This is a genomic window from uncultured Lutibacter sp., from assembly GCF_947495725.1.
GTDB lineage: Bacteria > Bacteroidota > Bacteroidia > Flavobacteriales > Flavobacteriaceae > Lutibacter.
The window spans coordinates 134,058-154,159 of the sequence record NZ_CANLZZ010000005.1 but is presented as its reverse complement, the minus strand read 5'-3'; the positions used below and the strand labels follow the sequence as shown (position 1 = coordinate 154,159).

Genomic DNA, 20,102 nt, shown 5'->3' with positions numbered 1-20,102 from the left:
AAAGGCCAACTATTTTAAAACTATAATTAACCTTTACATTATTAAAAAGACCACAAAAACTTAAAATTATTATTACTGTTATCAAATTACCTACAATTAAAAAAATATTTGAATTAATTTGATTGTAATAGATAATAACGAATAGCATAAAAGGAAACCAAAAACCTATATATTTGAATAACTGATGAAATATTTTTTTTACTAAAATCATATACCAAACTATAAATTCAATTTTCTTTTAACACGTTTTTTTAAACTTTTAAACTTTAACCTTCTTATCCTTCTTTTCTCTCTGACCCAATATCCATTAAAGATATTTTTAAAACTATTAAAATAATGAGCGATTTTTGAATGTTGTTTATAATGTATTCCATTAAACGAAAAATAAAATTGCGTTGGATTATCTATATATTTAACTTCACAAGTTTTCATAGTACGCTTCCAATTGATAAAATGTAAATACATTAATTCTTTACTTGTGGTTACATCAATCATTTTTCCATTTTGCCATTGCCATTTATCTAAATAATATTCTTGGTGAGAGTCTCTACCTCTCTCTTTATTACATAAAATTGATGGCCAATAAATATTAAAAGAATCTTTTTCTTGTTTTAAATAATTTGTTAAAACTTGCTCATCAAAAACAACTAATTTTTGTTTTTCAAACATTAATTTATAATTAGTTATGTTTTTGTACAAAACATTTATTTTTTCCGAATTTTTAAATAAATTAAAATGTCCGGAAATAGCTTCTTTTCTACTTGAAATAATATCGTATTGTGATAATATGTCTGTTGTAATAAATTTTCTTATATCTCCCCAAATAATATCCATATCACAAATTCCCCAAAAGTCATAATCTTTAATCTCATTTTTAAATATATCTCCATAAGCTGGTTTTATATCACATAATTTACGAGGAGTTAAGGGTACCTTTGCTTCTACTATTGTATTCACTTTTCTATTAAGTTCAAATAAAGATGTTGGTAAAAACTTTAAATTTTTAGGATAACCTTTAGGCAATTCACAGTCTGTAGGGCATAACCAATTAATTGTAGGGTTTTTTGATATGGATACTAAATAAGCATCAAACCAAACTGGCCATTTTCCAAAATATGGGATAATTAATAGAATTGATTTCATCTCTTCCATTTTTTTATATAATAACTTAATAATTTTCGTGCTGCTTTATAAATGTTTTTGTATTCCTTTTCAATTAAAAAAAGTTTACACATTTTAAGAAACAAACTAAGTGATACCTTATGATATCGATACCTTAAACTTTGATAATGCAAAATTAATTTTAAGCGTTGTTCCTTATTAAATTTATATAAATATTCATCAATTATTAATTTAAATAAAGAATTTTTTGTTTCTTTCTTTACTTCACTTTGAAAACCAGACCTAGATATATTTTCTGAAGAAATTCTAAAATATGTATTAGCTTCATTTATACCATACAAATCACCAAAATCCGAAAATTCTAACCAGGCAAGATCATCTGCCCCCCAAGCCAGAGGTAAATTTCTAAAACCTCGTTTTAAATACATTTCTTTTTTAAAAATTTGCTCTGATAGAGAACCATGTGCTCCTCCAAAAAATTTTCTAAAGAAATTATCTTTTGAACTTTCAATTCTTGGATGGGTAAATAACTTTGAAAGTACCCCTTCCTTATCTATAAAAACAGAAAAATGAATAACATTGATTTTTAGCTGGTTTACTTTTTCTAAGTGATTATAAAACTCTTCTACAAAATTTGGACTTATATAGTCATCATCTCCTAAAAGCAATATCCATTCCTCCTTATCTGTTAATGAAATGCAACGACCCCATTGTTTAGTTAATGAATTACCTCCTAAGTTTTTTTCAAAATAATAGTACTCTAAATCAAATTTACTTTTATATTTTTCTATTATTTCACATGGATTTTGTGGGCTAGCATCATCTCCTATATAAACTTTAAACCTTTTATCTGTTTGATTTGATAAAGATTGAAGAGTTTCTTCAAAAAAAGAAAGCTTATAATATGGGATTACAATTGCCAGCATATTATAATTAATAATTAAATAGATTTAGAATATTCGAACTTATTAAATTTGACATAAACATTTTTAATTAATTATTATCTAGGGCTTTTTTTGTAGCTTTTAAATAAGCATCTTTATATTTAATACAAGGTTCTAAATGATTTCCTTCAGCCCATTCATTCATTGCATTTATAAAAATAAAATTTTCCTCCTTTGAGTATGGTTTAAATGATTTTACAATACTACTTAACCAATTAAAATATAATTGAGGACTACTTCCTACTGCAATCGTACCTTTTTTATTTTTCCTTGCTGTATTATCCCATGATGGGGTAACTCCTCTATATAGCTTATAACTTGGTAATACTTTATTAATACAATTCTCTACACCTTTTTTAAAATCTCTTAAACTATATTCTCTTTTATCTTTTAATCCCAATTTCTCTAATAATTTGACCTTTCCTCTCTTATTAATCCTATTTTTTATAACCTCATGAGGTGAAAATTCAATAGCCGCATTAAAATTAATAAAAGTTGGATCTACAGATTTATTAAAACTTTCTACAACACACAAATACAAATCTTTAAAACCAAATTCATTAATCGCTATATCTCTCCAAATTTTTGCAGTTTCAACTATATTTGGAAATAAATCTTGCCTATAAACAACAAAAACTGGACAACCATCTACTAGTATATAACGTTCATCAGAAAAAACATTTTTACACAACCAACGCATATGCTCTTTATCATCATCAAAACTATATTCTTGCTTTATTAAAATATCTTTCTCTTGTCCATCCCATCTTCTAGTCCAATTCTCATTAGCCCAACACAACATAAATGGCATTTTTGGATTTTGCAGCGTCAACATTTCATCAATTGGTTCGTTTAATAATCTTTTTCCATTAAACCAATAATGGTAATAACAAAAACCATGAATACCATGTTCCTTAGCCAAATTTGCTTGTGCTTCTCGTGCTGCTGGAAGCCGCAAATCATAGAACCCTAAGTCTGTTGGCAATTGAGGTTGGTAATGCCCCTTAAATAGAGGAGTTGATTTTGTAACATTTGTCCATTCTGTAAAACCTTTTCCCCACCAAATATCATTCTCTGGTATTGGGTGAAATTGCGGTAAAACAAATGCAATAGGTCTTATTTTCATGCTATCTTTTGATATTTTTATACAATTTAAAACAAATTGGGGGTATAAATAACTTTATAGTTCGCTTAAATTTTGTATGTTTATTTTCTTTATCTAATTGTTTTTCAATTGAAAAACGTTGTATAAACAATTTATTCTCATTTCTTTTTTTTACAAACAATTGAAAAGCTTTATTCATAACTTCCTTATTTCTCATCATACTATTAGCATGTAAACGAATTAAAGTTCTTGTTTCCTTATAATTTCCAATGTGTTGAAATTTAATTTTGTGCAAAACACATCTAGTGTGAAAATCCCAATCTTCAAGTGAAATTAGATCCTCATCAAAAACACCGACTTTTTCAAAAATAAATTTTCTGTAGATAGGTGCACTAATAACCATCGGATTTTTAATCTTTAAGACTTCAATTATATCGGTATCATCTTTTGATAAAATTACTTCTGGAAAAAAATTATTTTTTCCCATAATTTTTAACTTCTCACAATTATCATCAAAATATCGATAACCAGAAACGGAAATATCAATTTCATTATCGTTAAGTAATTCTATTAGTTGTACTTTAATCTTTTCTTTTTCTAATAAATCATCTGAATCCAAAAACTGAATATAATGCCCAATGGCTAATTTCAAACCAGCATTTCTTGCACTACTTAAACCTCCATTTTTTTTATTAATATATTTAAAACGGTTATCTTTTAGTAACCATTTTTTAGCAATTTCATCTGTATTATCAGTGCTGCCATCATTAACAATAATACACTCCCAATTTTTATAGGTTTGATTTAAAACAGATTGTAACGCCTCCTCTAAAAAATGAGCTTGATTATAACAAGGCACAATAATTGAAACTAATGAATCCATCTTATTTAATTTTTTATTCTATCTAAATCCAACTTTTACAAGTATAAAACGTTTTAAACACTTAAATAATATTCCTTTTTCTTTATTTATTATTCCAATCAATTTTTGATTAAAATAATCATTGTAAATTTTATTATGTTTATTAACTTTTAGAATATTTTTAAAATATAAAAATATTCTAAAACGATCTTTAAATTTAAACTCTTTTTTTTCTAAATTAAAATATTGAAAATGCAATTTTGCTAACTTAGCTCTTTTTACATCGTTTTTAATACCTATTTTTTTTAATTGATAGTTGATAGTTGGCAACACACAAAGATCTTGTTCTTTCTTTTTTAATACACTTATACTTTCTCTATGTATTCTATACCTAATTAATTTAGCACCACAATTCTTAACATTATACTTTTGTGCAATTTTAACCCATAAACTATAATCTTGAGCATACTTAATGCTTTCATCAAATCTAAATTCTTTTAAAACTGTAGTTCTTAACATCACCGAAGAATGCACAAACGTGTTTTTAAAAAATAATTTTTCTTTTAAATTTGTATTTTCAACATTAATTTCACCAATTAAATTACCTTTTTCGTCAATCTCATATGCTGATGCTCCAACTAATGCCAAATTTTCATCTTGATTTTCAAATATTGAAAGTTGATATTTTAACCTATTTGGCTCACAAATATCGTCAGCATCAATTCTTGCAACATATTCCGTATTAATGTAATCTAACGCTTTATTTAATGATTTTGTTAATCCTATATTACGTTCATTATTAATTAATCGAATTCTATTATCATTGTATGAATTTATAATAGCCAAACTATTATCTGTACTACAATCATTTACTATATAAAACAAAAAATTAGAGTAAGACTGATTTAAAACACTGTTTATACATGTTTGTAAATATTTCTCAGCATTATAAACCGACATTAAAACTGAAATTTTCTCTTTCATTTAATTAAATATAACCCCAACTAGGTAAATTGGATGAATTATAATCCGTGTCATTTTCAATAATATTTCCTATCATTTTTAAAGCAAGATGTTTAAAAAATGTCCCCCATGCATCCGACAAATAAACTGGCGTTTCCATGTAATCCCAACTACTATATTTATATTTTTGATTTTTTACCTTACTATCAAAATATTTATAAAACCCACTTTTAGAATATGTTTTATAAGAAAAACTATGATCTCTCCTCATATCATTTAAAAGTGTCTTTCTCATTAACCTCAATTTATTGAAAATTTCTTCCTTTCTGTAATCAGTTTGTTTTAAACAACGAAAGTAAATTTCTACAATATCATAGTCTTCGCAAGCTCCTCCCTCTACCGTCTGGATTAATCCATTATTACAATGCATCAATAAACAATGATCTATTATTTTATTAATATTTGGTATTTCTCTTTTGTAATAATCATAAAATAAATAAATATGTGCTGCTCCATACGCTTTTGCATAAATACTTTTAGTCGTTTTATCATCTCCCCAAAAACCGTTTTCTAAATTTTGATTTTGGTTCAAATAATTAAAAATTATATCAATATAACTCTCAAAGCTATCGTCTTTCAAGTATTTCATTCTGTAAGTTATAAAATACATCAAAAACATCAATTGATTGGATGTTGCCCAAAAATTCTTCTCCATTGATTTATTTAATTCATCCAATAATTTCTCCTCATTAAAATCATTTAAAAAATCGATTTTCATATTTTTTACACCCAAAACATCTAAAGCTGAAAGTGTAAAAAAGGTAAATTGAGGAATGACATAGGATGAATTATGTTCTGGATGAGAATGATATTTATAATTTGAATCTATAAAATATCCTTCATTATTTCTAGAGCCTAATAAATACTGAATTATTTTCTCTTTATTCTCTATATCTTCTTGAAGTAATTGTTTTGTTAACACCCCAAAAGAGGTACTTAATATTGTTTGGTTCGAATATTCTGAAAATTTAAATCCATTTTCAGTTTTAATTTTATTAAAATAATCCATTTATTTAATTGCTATAAACATCCATTTATTAATAACATGAAATTCTTTAAAAATAGACTCAAGGATTTTTTTCAATTCAGTTTCTGTAAAAATATGCAAATGATAAGGATTGGTCAATCTTAGCTTTTTTGCTTGTTCATCAGTCTCCGGGAAAGACGAAGTTCCTATTAAAACTCCTCCATCTTTAAGCACTTTACCCATTTCAATCATATATTTTTCTCCATCTAACTTAGTAAAATGTTCAATTGTCTCAAAAGCTGTAACTACGTCAAACTTTTCTTCTTGTAAAAAACTAACATCTAAAGCATCACCTTGTATAAAATTAACATTTTTTAAATTCCAAAACCTTTTACTAAAATCAATTGCTTCCTTTTCTATGTCAAATGAAGTTACAGTTTTACTGTAGCAGCTAAGTATTGTACTTCCCCAACCTATTCCGCAACAAGAATCTAATACTTTTTTGTTTTCACAAAACACCTTCCCTGCAAAAAAATATCTTTTCAACATGGTATGAGAATAGCCAGTTTTCATGAAATTTTCATCTCCAGGAAAAGCTCTCTCTTCTTTTGCTATAAATTTAACTAAATTCGAATCAAAACTCAATATTTTACCAATTGTATCCTTATGGGTCTTTTTTTCTTTTCTATATATAAAATCAATTATTGACATATTGATTTTCTTTAAATCTTTTTCTAAAACAAAATCATCTCTTTTTCTAATTACAACCGCTGGATTACCAAAGGCAACACAATTTTCTGGAATTGACTTTGTAACAACACTACTCGCGCCGATAATACAACCATTACCAATTTTTACTCCATCAAGAATTACAGAATTAGCACCAACCCAAACATTATCTCCAATTTTAATTCCTCGTCTACTCTCTCCTTGCAACTGTATTGGTATATTTAAAAATGAATAATTATGATTGGCAGGAATAATTGTACAATGTGCTGCTATTTGAGTGTTATTTCCTATTTCAACACCCCCATGTCCATAAATTATTGAATAATTATTTACTAATGAATTATCTCCAATTTTAATAAAACCATCATAAGGGAGTAGATTAGCCCCTAATCCTAATTTAAAATTTTCTCCAATTTCTATTTCTCCTTTTATATTCTCAATTACAGATGATTTATGAATATTGCTATTTCTTCCCATTGAAGTATTAACATAATTTTTTCTATCATTTTTTATGAGTAGAATTATTTTTTTTCTATTTCTAAGCAGGAATAAAAGTTCCTTTATAAGTTGTTTAATTCTAATCATCATTAAATTCAATATTATATGTTGTCATTCCTGAATAAAAATCTTTGTAAGAAAATTTTACGGGAATATTTCTCCACCAAAATATACATTCTTTTCTATCTTCAGTAAATATGGCGATAAAAAGATACATTCTTAATCCATTAACCTGTATATTTTTTATTGTTACATTTAGCTCTCCTTCACCCTTACTAAAACTCACAACTTTTTTTACAGCTTTATTATTTGCTTGATAAAAATCAATTCCACTCATTATTGAAGCTCTTAAAACGATATCAATTTCTAAGTTTTCTAATTTTTCTTTAGCATCGTATTTAACATGAATGGTTAAATCTTCTTCTTCATTCATATTAACTACCCCATTTATTAATTTAGGAGTGAAACTTATTTCTTTAATTTTAAGAATGTTATTTCCTGAAATTACCTTTTCAATCTCTTTTTCAGTATTCATAACAGTTAAAGAGTCTTTATATGCTTCTATACTTTTCTCTACTTCGCCAAAATAAAGTTGGTTTCCTTTACTAAGTGCTATACCTTTATTACTAAAAGTTGTAATTTGATGTAAATTATGAGAAACTAAAATAATTGCAACTCCATTTTTTCTTAGTTGTCCTATTCTATTGAAACACTTTAACTGAAAATTTATATCTCCAACCGCCAACACTTCATCAATCAACAATACGTCTGGTTCCAATTGTGCTGCCACGGCAAAACCTAATCGTACACGCATTCCAGAGCTATAGTTTTGTACAGGCATATCAATAAACTCACGTATTTCAGCAAAGTCTATAATTTCCTCTAATTTATCATCAATTTCTTTACGTGTAAATCCTAAAATAGCACCATTGTTATATATATTTTCTCTCCCACTCAATATTGGGTTAAAACCTGCTCCTAATTCAATTAAAGCTCCTACCCTCCCTTTTATAGTAACTGTCCCTGCATCTGGGTTTATCAAGCCATTCAATATTTTTAATAAGGTAGATTTCCCAGCACCATTATGTCCTATCAAACCTAAACATTCTCCCCTTCCAAGTTCAAAATTAATATTTTGTAATGCCCAAAATTCATTGGGACGTAAATTTCTTTTTTCTTTGTTTCCCTTTACATTACTTACCAAGTCTTTTACACCGTACCATAAACTGGTTTTTAAGTTTTTGCAAAACTTTTTGGAGAGACCTTCTACTTTTACCAATACTTCCTTTTCTTCCATTAATAAATTGGTATTAAGTTTAGATTAGCACACTTCGACAAGCTCAGCGCGACATGCTTCGATACTTTTATCCAGTTCTGCACTGCACTGCTCCACGCAAAAGGCATAGATATTTCTTTAATGCTTATCATAGGCTTTCTTAGTTTGGGATACTTCGATAGGTTATAAATAATATGCTTTGACAGGCTCAGCATGACACAAGGTAAGTAATTGAAAAGTTGAAATATTTGAAGTAATATACTCCAAAAATACAGATTGCTTCGCTTTGCTCGTATTGACAAAATATTTATAGTTTCTTTTTCCATATTAAGCACTTAAACGTTCTACAAATATTGGAATAGAAATTCTATAAACAACCAAACCTAGCATTAGTAAAGGGATACTTACCAAAATTACGATAAAATAATAGGTTAAAAACTGTGGTGCTTGACCTAGTAAAACGTCTCTTGTTGTTAACAAAAGTGGTGTTAAAGGGTTATATTCCATCAAAGTTTTCATAATACCTTCTTTTGGAATTATATAAACTACAGGTGTTATATACATCAATAACCGAAATCCCATTGTTAAAATGCGGTTAACATCATTATATAACATAGCTACAGGAGTAATAAACAAACCAATAGCCGTTCCAAAAACTATAATCCCTAATAAGGCTAAAGGAAAAAATAAAATACTTAAATGAAAATCCACTCCAAAAAGCAGAAAAAACACAAATAGTAATCCTAATTTTATGGAAGAATTAAACAACAATTTGTAAATCCCCGAAATCAACAATGCTTCCTTTGGAAAATTAATTTTTGAAAGTAATCCTCTAGCTCCTTTTGTACTTGTTGTTGGTGAATTTATTGCTTCAATTAAAATTGCCCATAACAAAGTTCCTGAAAAAGCAAAAACTGGATATGGCACTCCTGTATCAGAAAGTTTAATGGTTCCAGTCAGGTTTAAAAATACCCAAACTGCTGCAGTAGAAATAGGCGTAATAAAAGCCCATAAAATCCCTAAATAGCTTTGGCGGTATTGAGCCTTGATATCTCTAGTAGCTAATTGTCTAGCTAGAAACCGAGAATTATAGATATCCTTCAAACTCTCCAAAAACAATTTGAATAATTTGGTGTTGTTTTCTTTTTGGTATACTTTAACTTCTAACGACATTTAGTTGCTTTACTGAAATTAACTATTACCCCTTATCCATTAATCTTATAAAATCTAAGGATTTATTTACATTCTAAATTTGATAGAAAAAAGGGGTGCTTAAACTATTTGATGTAAATATACTTTATTCAATGTTGATTTGAAAATTGTTTTTATATATCTTAATTAATTATAGTTATTATACGAAAACGTTACAAAATAGTCTTTTCAATAGAATTGGACTTTTTCACTATCACTCGCAATAACAAAACACAAAAATATTCCTGAGATTATAAAACAGAACTCAATACACATAAATATTGAAATTAAAGGTTGAGATGTTGAATCAAGTTAAACATGACCATTGTATTCGCTGTTAACTCGGGTTAAAAGTGGTGATAATATAAAGATTGATAGCAGATTGCTGTATAAGCATTTATGATATTGATTGGATCTATATTCTCGACTTCACAATATTCATTATTTTTTCAACGGCAACCTCTGGCTTTTCATTGGCTGTTTTCACTTCAATGGCAAAATTCTTTGGAATTTCGAAAGGTGCGGATATTCCTGTAAAATTTTTAATTTCACCTGAACGTGCTTTTTTATACAAGCCTTTTACATCTCTTTCTTCACAAACCTCTAAGGGAGTATTTACAAAAACTTCAATATAATCTTGTTCCCCAACAATTTCTTTTATTTCTGCTCTAATTTTCTCATAAGGTGTAATAAATGCCGCAATAACCACAATACCCGCATCCACTAACAATTTTGCAGTTTCAGCAGTACGCCTTAAATTTTCAAATCTATCATCTTTTGAAAACGTTAAGTCTTTATTTAAGCCTCTTCTTAAATTATCACCATCTAAAGAATACGTATGTATGTTCTGCTTAAATAGTTCTTTTTCTAATAAGTTTGCGATGGTAGATTTTCCAGCACCTGACAACCCTGTAAACCAAACTAAACATGAACAATGTTTTTTAAGCGCTTCTCTATGCTTCCTATTTATTGTATAATCTTGTTTATTAACGTTTTTCATAATTAATTAGTTCACTATAAAAAAAGGGTTTAATAAATTACTTTTATTATACTTTAATTCTTCATTAGAATCAGTTTGTTTTACACTTAATCCAACAGCATTACATATTGCGTGTCCGGCAGCTGTATCCCATTCCATTGTAGGTGCAAATCTAGGGTATAAAGTGGCGTTTCCTTCAGCAACGGTGCAAAATTTCAATGAACTTCCTACAGAAATCAATTCAATTTTATTTCCTTGCTTTTCTAAATCATGCATATATTTAGAAGTTTCTTTGCTTTTGTGGGAGCGACTACCAACAATCTTAATGGTATCTTTGGAATTATTTGCTGGTTTTATTTCTATACTTTTATCTATTATTTCATTGGAATACTTATGGCTATTAAGCACTATTTTATATGCTTTACCCTCTGCAACAATTCCATAATACAAAGTTTTAGTAACAGGAACATATATAACACCTAATATTGGTTTATTCTTTTCTATTAAAGCAATATTTACAGTAAACTCTCCATTACGCTTTACAAATTCTTTAGTTCCATCTAACGGATCTACCATCCAGCAAGTATCCCAATTTTTTCGTTTTTCAAAATCCAATTGTTCGTTTTCTTCACTAATTATGGGTATGGCTGTTTTTTCTAAAAAGAAATTAATTATTTTATTTGCGTTTTTATCAGCAACAGTAATTGGAGAACTATCAGATTTTAATTGAACTTCAAAATCTTTATCATAAACTTTCATGATTTCTCCTCCAGCAAGTATCGCGGCTTCTATTGTAATTGAAAGAAGTTTTCTCATATAATATGCATTAGTATTTGGTATTTATAGGATAAATTTAGTCGATAGCTCAGTAATCTAACATTGTTTTGAGTACCATTTGTTTTTATTCGCACTAACACAACAAAACCTAACCCCTAATTTAGCTCTGAATCTTATAAAATAGAATTCTAAACAAACTAGTGTCACCAAAAAAAGAGTGAGCTGCTGAATCAAGTTCAGTACAACGGTTATCCTCATTTTTATGATAAGAGTAAGGACCTTCTATTTTTTCAATTCCTCCAACTCTAAGTACTTTTTCACAAAAGCTTTTACACCTTCTTCAATATTGGTTTGAGGTTTAAAATCTATATAGTTAAATAAACTTTCAACATTTGCATAGGTACTTTGTACATCTCCAGGTTGCATTGGTTTAAATACAATCTTTCCTTTTTTACCTAATACTTTTTCAAGTGCTTTTATATAATCCATTAAAGCTACCGGACTGTTATTTCCAATATTAAAAATTTGATAGGCTTTTGAACTTTTAGATGATGTTGGCTTTTTAGGGTTAAATGCCGGATTGTTTTCTTTAGGCGCTAATGGTAATAGTCGTTTTATACTTTCGACAATATCAGCAACATAGGTGAAATCTCTACTCATATTTCCATTGTTAAATACTTCAAACTCTTTATCTTCTACCATTGCTTTTGTAAAAATATGCAACGCCATATCTGGTCTTCCCCAAGGTCCGTACACCGTAAAAAAGCGTAATCCTGTACTTGGTATATTGTATAAGTTAGCATAGGAATGCGCCATCATTTCATTTGCCTTTTTACTTGCCGCATACATTGCCAAAGGATGATCGGTACAATTGTCTTCCTGAAAAGGAATATCTTCACTCAATCCATATACCGAACTGGATGAAGCAAATACCAAGTGCTCCACTGGATATGCTCTACAACTTTCCAAAATATTTAAAAAACCAGTAATATTACTATCTACATACGAATGCGGATTTATTAAAGAATAACGCACACCTGCCTGTGCAGCCAAATTCACAACATAATTAAATTGTTGTTCTTTAAACAAGGCTTTTATATTTTCTAAATCTGTTAAGTCAAGTTTAATAAAAGAAGTTGCTTCGTTTTTTAATAGTTTATTGTATTCAATTGCTTTTGTGTTGAATCCTAAATCTTTTAAACGTGCTAATTTTAAATTAGGATCGTAATAATCGTTTATATTATCCAATCCTACAACCTCATAATTAGCTGCAACAAGTAACTTTGTTAAATGGTGACCAATAAAACCAGCCATCCCTGTTACTAATACTTTTTTCATATGATTATTCTTTATTTTTTAAATTATAATTAGAACCGGGACTGGTGAAATACGTTTCAGCTCGCCTAGCACAGCACATTTGGCACACACAAACCCATCTCGATACAATTTTCTACTAAAAATCACTCGATGTGACGCAGCCCTAATTCGTCAGTTCGAGTGGTTTTAATAAGGACCCTAGTTCTTGTTAAAATTGTATCGAGAACCAGAACTTCTATTTTGCTAAATTAATTAAACTATCATATTCATTATTAATTAAAGCTTCTTTTTTTACTCTAGATCACTTTTTTAATTGTTTTTCTTTTGATTTATAAAAGTTAAAACTATAAAATCGAAGATTTCTTGAATAAGAACAGATTAGCACATCTCGATACGATTTTCTCCGAAAATCACTCGATGTGACGCAGCCTTAATTCGTCAGTTCGAGTGGTTTTAATAAGAACCCTAGTTTTTTTTAAAACTGTATCGAGAACTCATGTTTTATTCGATATGACAGTTTCAAACCTATTCCGTCAGTTCGAAGAACTCTTAAATAGATTCAAAATAGGTATCAGCTAATATATTATTCAATTATTTTAAAATAGTACTACCAACTACCAAATTATCTACCTAAATTTGAATAACCAAATAATAATTAAAATGAACAAGCAATTAATAGAATGCGTTCCTAACATTAGTGAAGGTCGTGATACAGCCAAAATTAACGCAATAGCAGCCGTTGTTGAAACTGTTGATGGTGTAAAATTACTAGATATAGATCCTGGTAAAGCTACCAATAGAACCGTAATAACTTTTGTTGGAGAACCTGATAATGTTATTGAAGCAGCTTTTAGATTGATTAAAAAAGCTGCTGAATTAATTGATATGAGTAAACATACAGGTGAGCATCCTCGTTTTGGCGCAACCGATGTTTGCCCTTTGGTTCCTATTTCAAATATTTCCTTAGATGAAGCAGCAGTTTACGCTCATAAATTAGGTGAACGTGTAGGTAAAGAATTAGGTATTCCTGGGTACTTTTATGAAAATGCAGCCAAAGAACCTAAGCGTAAAAATTTGGCTAGTTGTCGTTCTGGTGAATATGAAGGCTTAAAAGAAAAACTAGTGAATCCCGATTGGAAACCAGATTTTGGTCCCGCAGCATTTAATAATTCAGTAGTAAAATCAGGAGCTGTTGCTATTTCTGCACGTGATTTTTTAATTGCCTATAATGTTAATTTAAATACAACTTCAACCAGAAGAGCCAATGCCATTGCTTTTGATATTCGCGAAGCTGGAAGAGTAAAATATGAAAATGGTGTTTCGGGTAAAAAAGTACTAGATAAAAATGGTGACCCTGTTCGTGTTCCAGGAAAATTAAAAGCCGTGAAAGGAATTGGTTGGTACATAGAAGAATATGGAATTGCGCAAATTTCATATAATTTAACAAATATCAATATTACTTCTATGCATGTGGCTTTTGACGAAACCGTGAAAGCAGCAACTAAAAGAGGGTTACGGGTTACAGGTTCTGAACTTATTGGATTAATTCCATTAAAAGCGATGTTAGATGCTGGCGATTATTTTTTACGAAAACAACAGCGATCCTTAGGAATTTCAGAAGAAGAAAAGATTAAAATTGCGGTAAAATCACTTGGTTTAGACGATTTAAAGCCATTTAATCCAAAAGAAAAAATTATTGAATATCTATTAGAAGACACCTCTAAAAAGCTAATTGACTTTACAGTTAAAGATTTTGCAGAAGAGACTGCAGGAGAATCAATGGCTCCTGGTGGTGGTTCAATTTCGGCATATGTTGGTGCTTTGGGTGTTTCTTTAGGAACTATGGTAGCAAACCTTTCGGCACACAAAGCTGGTTGGGATGATAAATGGGAGTTTTATTCTGATTGGGCCGAAAAAGGACAAGCATATAAAAATAAATTATTGTTTTTGGTAGATGAAGATACCAATGCTTTTAATAAAATTATTGATGGATTTAGAATGCCAAAAGGCACTTCTGAAGAAAAAAATTTAAGATCTCAAGCAATTGAAGATGCTACAAAATACGCTACCGAAATACCGTTTCAAGTAATGGAAACTGCTTATAATTCTATGGAAGTAATGCAGGCAATGTTAAAAGATGGATTACAAAGTTCGTTGTCTGATGCTGCAGTAGGTGTTCTTTGTGCAAAAACTGCAGTTACAGGTGCGTATTTTAACGTTCGAATCAATGCTAAAGATATAAAAGATCGTGTTTTTGCCGAAGCTATTATGAAGAGGGCTAAAACTATTTATGAGAAGGCATTGGCAATTGAAAACGAAGTTATAGCATTTATAGATAGTAAAATGTAAAAATAACCTATCATTCTGAGCAATAGCGAAGAATCTCACAGTACTTAAAGATTCTTCATTTCGTTACACTCCATTCAGAATGACATTTTACATTTCGTCATGCTGAACTTGTTTCAGCAACTTCCACTTTAGAGGATGCTGCATTTCGTTACACTTCATTTAAAATGACAATCTGTTTCATAATAAAAGCAAAAAGGGACTCCATAAATGGAATCCCTTTTCTATTATGCATTCGCCAGCCATAGCTTGTGCATCGTTTTTTATAAGCTACTTAAACTAGCTTTTATTGTTTCAATTTTTGATAATGCGTCTGCTTCTTTCTTACGTTCCATTGCAATTACTTGTTCTGGTGCATTGTTTACAAAACGCTCATTACTTAATTTCTTTTGTACAGATTTTAAAAAGCCTTCGTTGTATTTTAATTCTTCTTCTAGCTTTGCTTTTTCAGCTTCAACATCAATAGCATCACCCATTGGAATAAAATACTCATTAGATTTTACTCTAAAACTCAACGCTCCATCAACCTTTTCCGAAACATAATTAAGTGATGACAAGTTACCTAATTTTTCAATAACAGCATCAAAATCATCAGAAACATTATCATTATTTAATACTGAAAACTCAATTTGCTCTTTAAAAGAAATGTTTTTGTCTTTTCTAATGGTTCTAATTCCAGAAATTACTTCGGAAGCAATTTTAAATCCTTCAATTAAACTTTCATTTACTTTAACAGTTTTAGGATATTCAGCAATAATTAACGCTTCATCTGCTGTTCTTTCTGAAATGTTTTGCCAAATTTCTTCTGTTAAGAAAGGCATAAAAGGATGTAAAACTTTTAAGTTATCTTCTAAAAATGAAATAACCGCTTTATAGGTTACCGCATCCATTGGTTGTTGATAACCTGGTTTTACCATTTCTAAGAACCAAGAAGAAAAATCGTCCCAAACTAATTTGTAAATACTCATTAAAGCTTCACTTATTCGGTATTGGTCGAAAGATTTTTCTAAATCTATTAATGTTTGCTGAAATTTAGCTTGATACCAATCAATAGCAATTTTTGCAGATTTTGGTTGTTCTAAATCTTCTGAAACTTCCCATCCTTTAATTAAACGGAATGAATTCCATATTTTATTAGAGAAATTACGTCCCTGAGCACATAATTCTTCATCAAATAATAAATCGTTACCTGCAGCCGAACACAATAGCATTCCAACACGAACACCGTCAGCTCCATATTTTTCAATCAATCCAATTGGATCAGGTGAATTCCCTAACGATTTAGACATTTTTCTTCCTTTTCCATCACGTACAATTCCCGTAAAATATACATTAGAAAAAGGTTTTTCATTTCTAAATTCATATCCTGCAAAAATCATACGAGCTACCCAGAAGAAAATAATATCTGGACCTGTAACTAAGTCGTTTGTTGGATAATAGTATTCTATTTCTTCATTATTTGGTTTTCTAATTCCGTCAAAAACAGAAATTGGCCATAACCAAGAAGAGAACCAAGTATCTAAAGCATCTGGATCTTGAGTTAAATCCTCTGCTTTAAACTCCTTCCCTACTTTTTCTGAAGCAATTTTAGCTGCTTCTTCAATGGTTTCGGCAATTACAAAATCGTTTACTCCATCTCCGTAGAAAAACGCTGGTATTTGGTGTCCCCACCATAATTGACGAGATATATTCCAATCTCTAATGTTTTCTAACCAGTGACTGTAAGTGCTATTGTAATGCTTTGGGAAAAATTTTATTTCTTCATCTTCCAACACCGCTTTTAAAGCTGGTTTTACAATAGTATCCATTTTTAAGAACCATTGAGCCGAAATTTTTGGTTCAATTACAGCTTTAGTTCTTTCTGAAGTACCAACTTTATGTAAATGTTGTTCAACTTTTACCAAACAACCTAATTCTTTAAGTTCTTTTGTAATTTCTTTTTGAACAACAAAACGGTCTTTTCCTTCATAATGCAAACCAAAAGAATTCAAAGAAGCATCGTCATTAAAAATATCGATTACTTCTAAATTGTGTTTTTCACCTAAAACTTTATCGTTTTGATCGTGTGCAGGTGTTACTTTTAAACATCCTGTACCAAATTCTACATCTACATATTCATCTTCAATAATAGGAATAACGCGATTTACAATTGGTACAATTGCTTTTTTACCTTTTAAATGAGTAAAACGTTCGTCGTTAGGATTGATACATATTGCTGTATCACCCAAAATTGTTTCAGGACGTGTAGTTGCAATAGTTAACACATCATCGCTTCCTTCAATTTTATAATTTACGTAGTAAAGGTTTCCTTGTTTTTCTTCAAAAATAACTTCTTCATCAGACAGTGTAGTTTTTGCTTCAGGATCCCAGTTTACCATTCTATAACCACGGTAAATCAACCCTTTATTGTATAAATCTATAAATACTTTAGTTACAGCTTCGCTCAACTCATTGTCCATTGTAAACTTTGTACGTTCCCAATCACAAGATGCTCCAAGCTTTTTAAGTTGTTCTAAAATTATACCTCCATGTTCATCGGTCCAATCCCAAGCGTGTTTTAAAAACTCATCGCGTGTTAAATCGGACTTATTAATTCCTTGTTCTTTTAATTTAGCAACTACTTTTGCTTCGGTAGCAATTGAAGCGTGATCAGTTCCAGGAACCCAACAAGCATTTTTACCTTTTAAACGTGCACGTCTAATTAACACATCTTGAATAGTGTTATTTAGCATATGTCCCATATGCAATACACCTGTTACATTAGGAGGTGGAATTACAATGGTATAAGGCTCTTTTTCATTTGGAGTTGAATGAAAATAATTATTTTTCATCCAGTAATCATACCACTTATTTTCTACTTCCTGTGGATTATATTTTGTTGCTAAACTCATTTTTGGTCTAATATTTGTAATACAGTTTGCAAATGTACAATTATAAGCATTAACATAAAATATTTTGAAAGCATAAAAAAATAACTAACTTTACATTTTAAAATTTAAAATTATGAAAAGAATATTGACACTTTTATTTATTGGAATGATGACATTTTCAATGAATGCACAACAAACTACTCAAGCAGCAGCAACAGCGGATCCAAATGCACCAGCATTTGAATTTGAAACTGATGTTATTGATTATGGTAAAATTGAACAAAATGCAGACGGAGTAAGAGTTTTTAAATTTAAGAACGTTGGAAAATCACCGTTAACTATTACTAAAGTTCAATCTAGTTGTGGATGTACAGTACCTAAATATTCAAAAGAACCTATTCTCCCTGGAAAAACTGGTGAAATTGAAGCTAAATATGCTACTAACAGAATTGGAGGTTTCAACAAAACATTAACTATTCATTCAAATGCTTCTGAGCCTGTTAAAAGAATTAGAATTAAAGGTATTGTTTTAAAACCAGAAACTCTAGTAGCTAAAGAAAAACCAACTGTTTCTTCTAACTAAGAAGTTAAACAACAGAATAAAATAAAAAAGGATTTCGTTTTCGAAATCCTTTTTTATTTTAATATATCCTTTAAGGTGAAATTGAAATCAAAATCTTGTCCGTTTCGTTCTACCACCATATTAATTCTTTTATTTTCTTTTTGAAAATAGGTTCCTATAATTTCATCTAAATCCATTTCGAACGTATATTTTCCATTTATTTTTATAACCACATCACCAACCATTAAACCCGCATTATCTGCTGGAGAATTGGGTACTAATTTAAAAATTTTATAAGACGGTTTAAACGTAAATTTATAATTATAATCAATATGAACTCGATTTCCATTTGGGGAATTTGCTGAGGATTCAAAAGAAAATGAAGATTTGTTTTTATCTCTTTCTTTTACCAATATTTTACCATTGTGAACCAATTCAATTCCACTCATATTATACCTAAATGGCTTGTTAAAATTGCCTCCTTTTTTTAAAGTAATTTTGGCACTATTATAATCGAAAATAACTGTAAAACGTCTTAAAATAGAACCTCCTAAACTACCATTTCTTTCGGCATATTTAAGAGCATTAACAATAGACAAAGAATCTGGGTATGAAACAGTTGGGTTATGCATTTCAAAGCTACCAATAACCAACGATTTTATTTTTGACTTTTTACCATATATAGAGCCACTTAATCCTTCACCCAAAAAATCGTGAAAATATTTTTCAGGCCCTTTAATATCTGGATGACTGTTTGTAAACAACCACATAGCATCACTCCCACCCGAATCAACCAACACCTTTATTGGTGTAGCTTTTTGTGTTGCACTAGATAGTTTTGCTTCTATATTCATATAAGGTTTAAGCTGATAAAATTCCAGGTTAAAACTTTCACATTTTCTACATTTTGAATAATCAAAAGTTCCTTTTTTATAAAAAGTGATTTTTTTGGTGCTGTAATTAATTTTAACTTCTAAATTTTTTAATAAAGAATAACCAATAATACCATTAACCGTTATTCCTAATTTAGACGATAAATCGAAACTATCATTATCAATAACATATACCAATTCATTTGTATTTTCAATAGAATTGATAGTGAATGTATTTCCTCTTGATACGGCTGCATTTATTGGTTCTTCACCTCCTAATCCTTGTAATTTTACTCTTTTAACATTGTTTAATTTAATGGAATCGCGTGCATTTAGATTAAAAAGCACTGTGCCACCAACACCCGAATCTAAAATAAAATTTAATTTCTCACCATTTACCTCAATTGGAAATACAATTAAATTATTTAATAGTTTAAATGAAATTGATTGCTTATTTAAGTTATTTGTAAAATCAAAATTACCTTGCGCAGTAGATAAACAATATACAAACATACCTATAACTCCTAATAAAATATGTTTGGTTTTATGTTTCAAGATGTAATTCATTTACTTGATGTTAAGCTACAAAAAGCTTCAATTATAACATAACTTTTGTGAAAAATTTAACCTTTTATATTTTCGCTAAAAAAGGTATATATCAA

16 protein-coding genes are annotated in these 20,102 nt (G+C 29.3%); 2 read left to right on the top strand and 14 right to left on the bottom strand.

Translation table 11 applies throughout. The annotated features are described in order from the left end of the window. Positions 1–219: 219 nt before the first annotated feature. From Q0776_RS12790 to Q0776_RS12735, 12 genes are all read right to left on the bottom strand, one after another. On the bottom strand, positions 220–1,143 hold the full coding sequence (locus Q0776_RS12790) for a DUF6625 family protein (protein ID WP_298368886.1): 924 nt from the start codon (positions 1,141–1,143) through the stop codon (positions 220–222). Continuing rightward, entirely contained in the window at positions 1,140–2,048 is a 909-nt protein-coding gene (locus Q0776_RS12785) for a glycosyltransferase family A protein (RefSeq protein WP_298368884.1), read from the bottom strand. Before Q0776_RS12785 ends, Q0776_RS12790 begins: the two co-directional genes overlap by 4 nt. A 67-nt stretch (positions 2,049–2,115) precedes the next feature. Further along, positions 2,116–3,192 (bottom strand): glycoside hydrolase family 99-like domain-containing protein, encoded by a 1,077-nt coding sequence (locus Q0776_RS12780; RefSeq protein ID WP_298368882.1) that lies wholly within the window; start codon positions 3,190–3,192, stop codon positions 2,116–2,118. A gap of 1 nt (position 3,193) precedes the next feature. Then, entirely contained in the window at positions 3,194–4,054 is an 861-nt protein-coding gene (locus Q0776_RS12775; RefSeq protein WP_298368879.1) for a glycosyltransferase, read from the bottom strand. Positions 4,055–4,072: 18 nt separating this feature from the next. After that, positions 4,073–5,017 (bottom strand): glycosyltransferase, encoded by a 945-nt coding sequence (locus tag Q0776_RS12770; protein ID WP_298368877.1) that lies wholly within the window; start codon positions 5,015–5,017, stop codon positions 4,073–4,075. Between the two features lie 4 nt (positions 5,018–5,021). Continuing rightward, positions 5,022–6,065, bottom strand: coding sequence for a hypothetical protein (locus Q0776_RS12765; RefSeq protein WP_298368874.1), 1,044 nt, complete (start codon positions 6,063–6,065; stop codon positions 5,022–5,024). Next, positions 6,066–7,340, bottom strand: a complete 1,275-nt coding sequence (locus Q0776_RS12760; RefSeq protein ID WP_298368871.1) for a methyltransferase domain-containing protein — start codon at positions 7,338–7,340, stop codon at positions 6,066–6,068. Beyond that, a complete protein-coding gene (locus Q0776_RS12755) occupies positions 7,330–8,547 on the bottom strand; it encodes a polysaccharide ABC transporter ATP-binding protein (RefSeq protein ID WP_298368869.1) in 1,218 nt (405 codons plus the stop codon). The genes Q0776_RS12760 and Q0776_RS12755 overlap by 11 nt, the downstream gene beginning before the upstream one ends. A gap of 306 nt (positions 8,548–8,853) precedes the next feature. Then, the gene (locus Q0776_RS12750; protein WP_298368866.1) at positions 8,854–9,699 is read right to left on the bottom strand and encodes an ABC transporter permease; all 846 of its coding nucleotides are present in this window, start codon (positions 9,697–9,699) and stop codon (positions 8,854–8,856) included. 433 nt (positions 9,700–10,132) lie between these two features. After that, entirely contained in the window at positions 10,133–10,717 is a 585-nt protein-coding gene (gene cysC / locus Q0776_RS12745; RefSeq protein WP_298368864.1) for an adenylyl-sulfate kinase, read from the bottom strand. 6 nt (positions 10,718–10,723) lie between these two features. After that, positions 10,724–11,512 (bottom strand): 3'(2'),5'-bisphosphate nucleotidase CysQ, encoded by a 789-nt coding sequence (gene cysQ, locus Q0776_RS12740; RefSeq protein ID WP_298368862.1) that lies wholly within the window; start codon positions 11,510–11,512, stop codon positions 10,724–10,726. 243 nt (positions 11,513–11,755) lie between these two features. Further along, positions 11,756–12,811, bottom strand: a complete 1,056-nt coding sequence (locus Q0776_RS12735) for an NAD-dependent epimerase/dehydratase family protein (RefSeq protein ID WP_298368859.1) — start codon at positions 12,809–12,811, stop codon at positions 11,756–11,758. A 639-nt stretch (positions 12,812–13,450) separates the two neighbouring features. On the opposite strand from Q0776_RS12735, the gene ftcD reads away from it, so the two are divergent. Beyond that, complete coding sequence (gene ftcD, locus Q0776_RS12730; protein ID WP_298368857.1) at positions 13,451–15,139, top strand: glutamate formimidoyltransferase; 1,689 nt, start codon at positions 13,451–13,453, stop codon at positions 15,137–15,139. Positions 15,140–15,399: 260 nt separating this feature from the next. Here ftcD and Q0776_RS12725 read toward each other — a convergent pair whose 3' ends face one another. Then, the gene (locus tag Q0776_RS12725; RefSeq protein ID WP_298368854.1) at positions 15,400–18,027 is read right to left on the bottom strand and encodes a valine--tRNA ligase; all 2,628 of its coding nucleotides are present in this window, start codon (positions 18,025–18,027) and stop codon (positions 15,400–15,402) included. Between the two features lie 112 nt (positions 18,028–18,139). On the opposite strand from Q0776_RS12725, the gene Q0776_RS12720 reads away from it, so the two are divergent. Then, positions 18,140–18,589: a DUF1573 domain-containing protein gene (locus Q0776_RS12720; RefSeq protein ID WP_298368851.1), complete on the top strand. Its 450-nt coding sequence runs from the start codon at positions 18,140–18,142 to the stop codon at positions 18,587–18,589. Between the two features lie 53 nt (positions 18,590–18,642). Here the strand turns inward: Q0776_RS12720 and Q0776_RS12715 are convergent, their stop codons facing one another. Continuing rightward, positions 18,643–20,007, bottom strand: a complete 1,365-nt coding sequence (locus Q0776_RS12715; RefSeq protein ID WP_298368849.1) for an aspartyl protease family protein — start codon at positions 20,005–20,007, stop codon at positions 18,643–18,645. Positions 20,008–20,102 lie beyond the last annotated feature (95 nt).

Coding starts and splice junctions, on each gene's coding strand:
- Q0776_RS12755 (WP_298368869.1), bottom strand. CDS start 8,547: ATGGAAGAAAAGGAAGTATTGGTAAAAGTAGAAGGTCTCTCCAAAAAG.
- cysC (WP_298368864.1), bottom strand. CDS start 10,717: ATGAAAAACGTTAATAAACAAGATTATACAATAAATAGGAAGCATAGA.
- Q0776_RS12720 (WP_298368851.1), top strand. CDS start 18,140: ATGAAAAGAATATTGACACTTTTATTTATTGGAATGATGACATTTTCA.
- Q0776_RS12760 (WP_298368871.1), bottom strand. CDS start 7,340: ATGATGATTAGAATTAAACAACTTATAAAGGAACTTTTATTCCTGCTT.
- Q0776_RS12750 (WP_298368866.1), bottom strand. CDS start 9,699: ATGTCGTTAGAAGTTAAAGTATACCAAAAAGAAAACAACACCAAATTA.
- Q0776_RS12735 (WP_298368859.1), bottom strand. CDS start 12,811: ATGAAAAAAGTATTAGTAACAGGGATGGCTGGTTTTATTGGTCACCAT.
- Q0776_RS12725 (WP_298368854.1), bottom strand. CDS start 18,027: ATGAGTTTAGCAACAAAATATAATCCACAGGAAGTAGAAAATAAGTGG.
- Q0776_RS12785 (WP_298368884.1), bottom strand. CDS start 2,048: ATGCTGGCAATTGTAATCCCATATTATAAGCTTTCTTTTTTTGAAGAA.
- ftcD (WP_298368857.1), top strand. CDS start 13,451: ATGAACAAGCAATTAATAGAATGCGTTCCTAACATTAGTGAAGGTCGT.
- Q0776_RS12780 (WP_298368882.1), bottom strand. CDS start 3,192: ATGAAAATAAGACCTATTGCATTTGTTTTACCGCAATTTCACCCAATA.
- Q0776_RS12790 (WP_298368886.1), bottom strand. CDS start 1,143: ATGAAATCAATTCTATTAATTATCCCATATTTTGGAAAATGGCCAGTT.
- cysQ (WP_298368862.1), bottom strand. CDS start 11,512: ATGAGAAAACTTCTTTCAATTACAATAGAAGCCGCGATACTTGCTGGA.
- Q0776_RS12770 (WP_298368877.1), bottom strand. CDS start 5,017: ATGAAAGAGAAAATTTCAGTTTTAATGTCGGTTTATAATGCTGAGAAA.
- Q0776_RS12715 (WP_298368849.1), bottom strand. CDS start 20,007: ATGAATTACATCTTGAAACATAAAACCAAACATATTTTATTAGGAGTT.
- Q0776_RS12775 (WP_298368879.1), bottom strand. CDS start 4,054: ATGGATTCATTAGTTTCAATTATTGTGCCTTGTTATAATCAAGCTCAT.
- Q0776_RS12765 (WP_298368874.1), bottom strand. CDS start 6,065: ATGGATTATTTTAATAAAATTAAAACTGAAAATGGATTTAAATTTTCA.